Origin of the sequence: Aeromonas molluscorum 848 (assembly GCF_000388115.1) — a bacterium.
Lineage (GTDB): Bacteria > Pseudomonadota > Gammaproteobacteria > Enterobacterales > Aeromonadaceae > Aeromonas > Aeromonas molluscorum.
The window spans coordinates 1-7,652 of record NZ_AQGQ01000179.1 but is presented as its reverse complement, the minus strand read 5'-3'; the positions used below and the strand labels follow the sequence as shown (position 1 = coordinate 7,652).

The window sequence follows — 7,652 nt, the reverse complement described above, 5'->3', positions numbered from 1 at the left end:
CGCCACAAACCGTCTGACCTGAACCTGCCTTGAAAAAGCAAAGCCAGACCCCTGTCGTGGCTTTTTATTGGCGCTGTGGTTGAGCTGTTTCCTCTCTGGGAGAGGGTCAGGGTATCAGGGCTGTGCTCAGCAGCTCCTTGAGCCGTGATCGAATGTTGTCGAGCAATTGCGCATCGCTGCCTTGCCAGCCAATGCAACGGGCCAGGGTAGTCGAGGTGCCGGGCGCAAAGCGTAGCTCCCCGCCTGCCAGTTCATAGAAGCGGCTTGCCATCCGGGTGCCTTCATCCACATCGCCCGCCACCAACAGCATGGCCTGAGCCAATACGGCGCCGCCGTGATCCTGGCCAGGTGCCAGCCAGCGCTGAGCGGTACCCGTTATCTTGCGACCCTCGATCACCAGATTGTATTGGCCATCGCAAAACGAACCAGGCACGAAGTCGTAGTTCCCCTCCAGGCCATGCTCCCCCAGCAGGGTCAGCAGCGGTGCGCCCAGCAGCCGGTAGTAGTGGGCCAGATCCGCAGCGGTGCGGGGCAGCAGCAAGGAGAGGTTGAGAATGCCGGGACCGTGGGGCACGGCGGTGCCGCCGCTGTCGCGCACATGGACGGGCCAGCCTTCGGCTGCGAGCTGCTGGCAGGCCGCGGCGTAATGGGGCAGCCGGGTATCCTTGCGGGTAACGATGAGGCATTGGGGGGCCTGCCACAGGTGGGCCAGAGGCCGGCCGTGATGGGCGCACTCCTTCAGCCAGCGCTGCTCCTGAGCCAGGGTGGCATCCGGGGGCAGTGATGAAGGCAAGGCGAGCAGGGTGTAGGGCATGACGGGTATCCGTTGACCAGGAGAGTGCACCCTAACGCCACTCGTAGGCAAGGTAAAGCCCCGACTGGCGGGGCTTGGGGGCTTATCTGTTGATTATCTGGTCCCGGCTGGGAGCCGCTTGGGCAGTAGCAGATTCAAGATGATGGCGGTCAGGCCGCCGGTGGCGACGCCGTAGGAGAAGACGCTCTTGGCCAGCTCCGGCAGGTGCTGCAACACCTCGGGTACCTGGGCGACCCCGAGTCCCATGGCGAGGGATACCGCCAGTATCATCAAGGCGCGTCGGTCGAGCTCCTCGCGGGAGATGATACGCACCCCGGCCGCGGCGATTGTACCGAACATGACGATGGTGGCGCCGCCCAGCACGGGCTCGGGGATCTGCTGTACCAGACTGGCCACCGCCGGGAAGAGCCCAAGCAGGGCCAGCATGGCGGCGATGAAGAGACCGACGTGGCGACTGGCCATACCGGTCAGCTGGATGACGCCATTGTTCTGGCTGAAGGTGGACATGGGGAAGGTGGAGAAGATGGCCGCCAGCATGGAGTTGCAACCGTCGGCCAGCACGCCGCCTTTGATGCGACTCATGTAGAGAGGGCCGCTGACCGGCTCGCCGGAGACATCCGAGGTGGCCGTCATGTCGCCAATGGCCTCCAGCGCCGTGACCACGAAGATGATGGCCAGCGGCACGAACAGTTGCCAATCAAAGCCGAGTCCATAACGCAGTGGCTGCGGGATCATCAGCAGCGGCCCCTCGAAGGTTGGCGCCTGCACCTTGCCCATCAGCAAGGCGACCCCATAGCCGACCAGCATGGCAATCATGATGGCGGAGAGGCGCAGCCAGGGGTTGTGGCTGCGTTGCAGCAGCACAATCAATCCCAGCACCAGCAGGGAGAGGAAGAGGTTGCCATGGCTGGCGAAGCTGCCATCGGCCAGGGCACCGTAGCCGCCGCCCATGCTGATGAGTCCCACCTTGATCAGGGTCAGGCCGATGAGCAGCACCACTATGCCGGTCACCAGGGGGGTGATGACCCTGCTCACCAGATGCAGGAAGCGACTCAGCACCACCATGGTCAGTGCGGCGACCAGCATGGTGCCAAACAGGGTGCCGAGCAGGTCCTCCGTGGGCATGGCGGCCTGCTTGAGGGCCAGCCCCGAGGCGATGATGGGGCCGAGGAAGTTGAAGCTGGTGCCCTGCACCGACAACAGACCGGATCCGATGGGGCCAAAACGACGAGTCTGGATAAAGGAGGCGATGCCGGACATGACCAGTGACATGGAGACGATGTAGCGGGTGTCGTCGGCTGGCAGACCGAGGGCGTTGGCGATGATGAGGGGCGGGGTAATGATGGCAACAAACATGGCGAGCATGTGTTGCAGGGCGGCGAACAGGGTCTGGGGCAGGGGGGGAACCTCATTGATGCCGTAGACCAGATCCGGGTGGGGGCGCCGCTGCGGCTCGTCGGGAGCGCTCTTGAGAGCAGCCTGTTCCATAGATACCTCGAAATTTTATGGGGGAGGGGGAGGGAATTTGGCGGCTATTGTAGTGATTGAAAAGGTGAGATCCAGCGGCAATTGGCCATAAACGGGTTTATTTGTCGCAAGGTTGAAACGTTTGCGCGCGAAGATTATGATCCGCCGGTTTGGATCCGGGATGTGAGCGGTAAAACCCATTGATGGCATGGGTTTTTGCCATACGTAGGCGTAGAATGAGCCCTCTTTCACGACTTGGAGACTCTGGATGTTGAAGCTGTCGGAGTTCTGGAGTGCCCGCGCGCATTCGGAAGATTTCACCCTGACCCGCATGGGATTCATGACGGTCAGGCTGCGACTGCTCACCTGCCTGTTGATGGTTGGCATCCCAGTCTGGGGGGGGTTGACTGGCTGACCTTGAACCAGGAACAGTTTGCCCATCTGCTTAAGGCGCGCGCCTTCTGTCTGCTGGCTCTCTCGCCGCTGATCCCGCTCTCCTATCTGATCCACTTTCGTCGTGAACGGATGAAACTGGCTCTTGGCTATCTGATGACAGTCATGATGCTGTTCTCGCTGTTCTGTCTGGCAAGCTTCGATTCAAAGCAGGATCTGCAGGCCGGTTACTCCGCCTTTCCCTATCTGCTGATCAGCCTGTTCGCCATCTTCCCCGTGCCCCTCTCCCTCAGCCTGCAACTGGCGGCGTGCATCATGGTGGCCATGCTGGGAGGCAACTGGCTGCTGCTTGGCCAGCCTCTCTGGAGCGCCGCGACCCTGGATCAGTTCTGGCTGCTTGCCCTGTTCGCCCTGGCGAGTGCCTGGGTACAGTGCGGCCAGCTCAATATGCTGTTGCAGCTCTATCGCGAATCCACCACGGATGAACTGACCGGCATGATGAACCGGCGACTGATGATGAAGCAGTTGGAGCAGGCCCGTGCCCGTTTTCTCTACCAGCAGCAACCCTTCGCCCTGCTGCTGCTTGATCTCGATCGCTTCAAGCGCATCAATGATCATTATGGTCATCTGGCGGGGGATGCCGTGCTCAAGGAGGTGGCCGCCTGCCTGGCCGAGCAGCTCGAGGAGGGGATGGTGCTCGGCCGCTACGGCGGGGAGGAGTTTGTCATCTTGCTGCCCAAGTGCAGCAGTGGGCGACAGGCCATGCAATTTGCCGAGCAGCTGCGTCTGGCGGTGGAGGCGCGCCTCATCAAGAGCCCGACCAGCGATGAGTTGCTCGAGGTGACCGTCAGTATCGGGGTGGCACTGATGTATTCTGCCGAATCCTCGGAGAGCCTGCTCAATCGGGCCGACGAGCGGCTCTATCAGGCCAAGGTGGCGGGTCGCAACTGCGTGGTGGGAGAGCCGGTAGCCCCGGATCAGAGCGTCGCTTGAGTGCAATAGCTTGATACCCGAAACAAAAAGGGATGCCAATAAGGCATCCCTTTTGTTTAGTCCAGCTGGTACTTGTCCGAGAGTTGGTGGGCCAGGTACTTGAACATGTTGAATACCGCCATGGTCTTGGGCGTCGGGGTGCCATCATCGGTCATGAAATACTCCCCCTTGAACACCAGGACGTCTCCCCGCTGTTCCACGCCATCGGCGCGCATGCCGTGGATGAAGTCCTCATGGCTGCGGATAATGTCGTTGGCCAGGGTGAGCAGGGCTTCCTGGCTCAGGGTCTCTTTTGGTGTGTGCATCGTCTCTCTCCTAACCTGGGGCCTGGCACAGGGCCCGCCCCGCAAAACCGATGGGCACAGCATACACCCATGGCCCCCCTCAGATGTTGATCTGCTGCAAAGCGAGGCGCACCAAACCAGTCAATCGAGGGCCGGGAGCCCCCTCAGCTGGTCACCAGGTTGCGCAGCCAGCGGCGGCGCTGTACCCGGCGATGCACCAGCCACACCTTGCTCACCTCCTCGAGCAACACCACGGCCGCTACCCAGGTCAGCGGCCAGCCGAGCCAGCTTACCGCCAGCCAGGCCAAGGGCTGCCCGATGCACCACATGCTGACGATGTCGATGAAGATGCTGTAGTTAACATCTCCCCCCGAGCGCAGCACCCCGACGATCCCCACCATGTTGAACACCTTGAGCAGCATGCCGAGACAGAGGATGCCAAGCACCTGGCCGGCCTGGGGTAGAAGCTCTGCGGGCAGGTTGCCAATCCAGAGCAGCAGGGGCGCCTGCATGAACCAGACGAAGAGGCCGACCAGCAGGGCACCAAGGGGGGCCAACACCAGCAGCAACTGGGATTGCTGCCAGGCTGCGTCATACTCCTCGGCGCCGAGGCGATGGCCGAGCAGGGTGGCGCAGGCCACCGCGAGCCCGAAGAAGAGGGAGATGAGGATCCCCTCCAGGGCTCCGAGCGTGGTCATGATGGCCAGGGAGTCCACCCCCAGGTGAGCGTAGAGAAAGCCGTAGAGCAACATGCCGAAGGCCCAGAGGCCATCGTGCAGCAGCAGGGGCAGGGCGATAAGCACGAAGCGACGCGCCTCTTTGGCCGAGAGGGCCAGCAGCCAGTCGGGCCGGCGCGGCAGCAGGCGAGCCTCCTTGTGCATCACGTAGCCTATCAGCAGCGCGGTTTGCAGCAGGCGTGACAGCGTGGTGCCCCAGGCCGAGCCCGCCACGCCCATGGCCTCGAAGCCGAAGTGACCGAAGATGAGGGCATAGTTGAGCAGCACGTTGGCGACGATGGCAATGAGGCCGATGTGAGTCGGGGCAGTGGCATTGCCGACCGAGCGCAGCGCCGCCTCCAGGGGGACCACCAGCGCGGTGCAGAGAATGGTGGCGCCAGTGATCATCAGATATTGATCCGCCAGGGGGCGCAGCACGGGATCTTGACTGGCAAAGCCAAGCACGCTGCCGGGGGCAAAGGTATAGAGCAGGGCGAAGGGCAGGCTTACCAGCACGGCGCTAAGCAGAGCCAGGGCCAGGGCACGGCGCACTCCGCTCAGGTCGTTGCGGCCGTAGTACTGCGCCGCCAGCACAGAGACGCCGCCAGAGAGGCCGGCGACCACCAGCAGATTGAAGAAAAAGACCCGGTTTCCCAAGCCGACGGCGGCAACCTCGGTCGCACCCAGCTGGCTCACCATCATGATGTCGATGAGGCCGAGCAGGGAGAACATCATGGATTGCAGGGAGACAGGCAGTGCCAGTCGCCACAGTCTACCCATGAATTCCTTGTCGGTGGTTTGTTTGAAAATCGCTTGCCAATTGTTCATTACTGTTAACCGGGTCGTGGAAACACAAGGTTGATGCTCGATATCATAAGTGGAAGTACGGGAACAGCTGCTGTGAGTGGCTATCGTCTTGTTTGTGCAAAACTATCCATTATCGATTAAGGGGCCGCGGTGTTCGAGAGGGAGTGTCTTGAGATAGCGCAGAGTTGCGAGGAGCGCATGCTGGGACGCGAGGGGCTGCCTCTGCTGGGCGAGGCGGGGATCTTCCTCACCGGACTGTCGGTGCTGCGCGATCATTATCTTATCCAGCGCAATCAGCCCGCCTTTCACATTCTGCTGCTCAGTCACAGCGAGGGGGGCGTCTTGCTGACCGAACAGGGGGAGAGCCCCATCCCGGCAGGCGCCCTGGTGTTTCTGCCCGCGGCTTTGCCCGGCGGCCTTCGGCTCGATGGCCACAGCTGGCAGACCAGCTGGATCCTGATCGACGATGTGCCGCGCTGGCACCATCTGCATCGGCTCGGTCATCACTGCTGGGTGAGTGGCGAGGGGGAGTCACTGCGTCAGCTGCTGCACTTGATGCACACCGAGGGGAGCCGTTCGGCCTTGCAACCTCAGCTGCTCTCCCTGCTGTTGACCCTGCTGGCCCGGGTACTGCGCGGCGAGGCGAGGGGCACGTCCCTCGGCAGGTTGCAGGGCTTGCAGCGTCTGGTGGAGGGGCGACTCGATGAGCCCTGGACCGTGGCCAAGTTGGCCAGCCTGCTGGCTTGCTCGGCGCCGCACCTGCACCGGCTCTGCCAGCAGGCGTTTGGCATGGGGCCAATGACCTGGCTGACGGGGCTGCGCATGGAGAAGGCGCGCCAGTTGCTGCTCTATACCGATTGGCCCCTCAGCGAGCTGGCGGGGCGGGTCGGTTACAGCGATGGCGCCAACTTTGCGAACCGTTTTCGCCGTGCAACTGGTCAGACCCCTGGCGAGTTTCGCCGCCTCGGTCGCAGGCCCGTGCTGACTGGGCTGATCCAGGCGCACAACGATGGCTAAAACCTTTGAAATTGTTGGCCTAAGCCCATAGGATCCAGGGGCCACATCGTCAAGGTACCCAACCATGTTTGAAGATAATAATCAGAAACGTCCTCTCTACATCCCCTACGCCGGTCCCGCCTTGCTGGAGACGCCACTGCTCAACAAGGGCAGCGCGTTCACCAGCGAGGAGCGCAGCAACTTCAACCTGGAAGGTCTGCTGCCCCAGAACATTGAAACCATCGAAGAGCAGGCGGAACGTGCCTATCGCCAATTCATGGCCTTTGGCAATGATATGGACAAGCACATCTATCTGCGCAACATTCAGGATACCAATGAGACCTTGTTCTACCGCCTCATCCGGGATCACCTGACCGAGATCATGCCGATCATCTATACCCCGACCGTGGGCAAGGCATGTGAAGAGTTCTCCAACATCTATCGCCGTGCCCGTGGCCTCTTCATCTCCTACTCCGACAAGGACAGGATCGATGACATGCTGCAAAACGCCACCAAGCAGAACGTCAAGGTCATAGTGGTGACCGACGGTGAGCGGATCCTGGGCCTGGGCGATCAGGGCATAGGCGGCATGGGCATTCCCATCGGCAAGCTGTCGCTCTACACCGCCTGTGGCGGTATCTCTCCGGCTTATACCCTGCCGGTGGTGCTGGATGTGGGCACCAACAACCAGCAGCTGCTCAATGATCCCTTTTATATGGGCTGGCGTCATCCGCGCATCTCGGGGGAGGAGTACTACGAATTCGTCGATGCCTTCATCCAGGCGGTCAAACGCCGCTGGCCTGACATACTGCTGCAGTTCGAAGACTTCGCCCAGAGCAATGCCATGCCACTGCTCAACCGCTACAAGGACGAGCTGTGCTGCTTCAACGATGACATCCAGGGTACGGCCGCCGTGACGCTCGGCAGTCTGATCGCCGCCTGCAAGGCCTCGGGGGCCAAGCTTTCCGAGAAGCGGGTCGCCTTCCTTGGCGCCGGCAGCGCCGGGTGCGGTATCGCCGAGCAGATAGTGGCGCAGATGAAGGCCGAAGGCTTGAGCGATGGTGAGGCCCGAGGTCGGGTATTCATGGTGGACAGATTCGGTCTTATCACCGACAAGATCCCGAACCAGCTCGATTTCCAGCGTCGCCTCTCCCAGCCGCTGGAGCGGATCGCCGACTGGCC

6 protein-coding genes and 1 pseudogene are annotated in these 7,652 nt (G+C 61.8%); 3 read left to right on the top strand and 4 right to left on the bottom strand.

Annotated elements, in window-relative coordinates:
- Window positions 1-106: 106 nt before the first annotated feature.
- Entirely contained in the window at window positions 107-814 is a 708-nt protein-coding gene (locus tag G113_RS17520; protein WP_005907962.1) for a lipoyl protein ligase domain-containing protein, read from the bottom strand.
- A 93-nt stretch (window positions 815-907) separates the two neighbouring features.
- Entirely contained in the window at window positions 908-2,302 is a 1,395-nt protein-coding gene (locus G113_RS17515) for a nucleobase:cation symporter-2 family protein (protein WP_005907961.1), read from the bottom strand.
- Window positions 2,303-2,549: 247 nt separating this feature from the next.
- On the opposite strand from G113_RS17515, the pseudogene G113_RS17510 reads away from it, so the two are divergent.
- A pseudogene (locus tag G113_RS17510) lies at window positions 2,550-3,667 on the top strand (GGDEF domain-containing protein).
- A 56-nt stretch (window positions 3,668-3,723) separates the two neighbouring features.
- Here the strand turns inward: G113_RS17510 and G113_RS17505 are convergent.
- Both G113_RS17505 and G113_RS17500 read right to left on the bottom strand, forming a co-directional pair.
- Window positions 3,724-3,972, bottom strand: a complete 249-nt coding sequence (locus G113_RS17505) for a YciN family protein (protein WP_005907960.1) — start codon at window positions 3,970-3,972, stop codon at window positions 3,724-3,726.
- A 143-nt stretch (window positions 3,973-4,115) separates the two neighbouring features.
- Window positions 4,116-5,495 (bottom strand): MATE family efflux transporter, encoded by a 1,380-nt coding sequence (locus G113_RS17500; RefSeq protein ID WP_005907959.1) that lies wholly within the window; start codon window positions 5,493-5,495, stop codon window positions 4,116-4,118.
- A 177-nt stretch (window positions 5,496-5,672) separates the two neighbouring features.
- On the opposite strand from G113_RS17500, the gene G113_RS17495 reads away from it, so the two are divergent.
- Window positions 5,673-6,491 carry an AraC family transcriptional regulator gene (locus tag G113_RS17495; protein WP_005907956.1) on the top strand — a complete coding sequence of 273 codons (819 nt, stop codon included), beginning with the start codon at window positions 5,673-5,675 and terminating at the stop codon, window positions 6,489-6,491.
- 64 nt (window positions 6,492-6,555) lie between these two features.
- A partial coding sequence (locus G113_RS17490) for an NAD-dependent malic enzyme (RefSeq protein WP_005907954.1) occupies window positions 6,556-7,652 on the top strand: 1,097 nt, incomplete at its 3' end.

What these genes read in the sequence shown, in the direction of transcription:
- G113_RS17520 (WP_005907962.1), bottom strand. Translation starts at nt 814, where the DNA reads ATGCCCTACACCCTGCTCGCCTTGCCTTCATCACTGCCCCCGGATGCC.
- G113_RS17515 (WP_005907961.1), bottom strand. Translation starts at nt 2,302, where the DNA reads ATGGAACAGGCTGCTCTCAAGAGCGCTCCCGACGAGCCGCAGCGGCGC.
- G113_RS17505 (WP_005907960.1), bottom strand. Translation starts at nt 3,972, where the DNA reads ATGCACACACCAAAAGAGACCCTGAGCCAGGAAGCCCTGCTCACCCTG.
- G113_RS17500 (WP_005907959.1), bottom strand. Translation starts at nt 5,495, where the DNA reads ATGAACAATTGGCAAGCGATTTTCAAACAAACCACCGACAAGGAATTC.
- G113_RS17495 (WP_005907956.1), top strand. Translation starts at nt 5,673, where the DNA reads ATGCTGGGACGCGAGGGGCTGCCTCTGCTGGGCGAGGCGGGGATCTTC.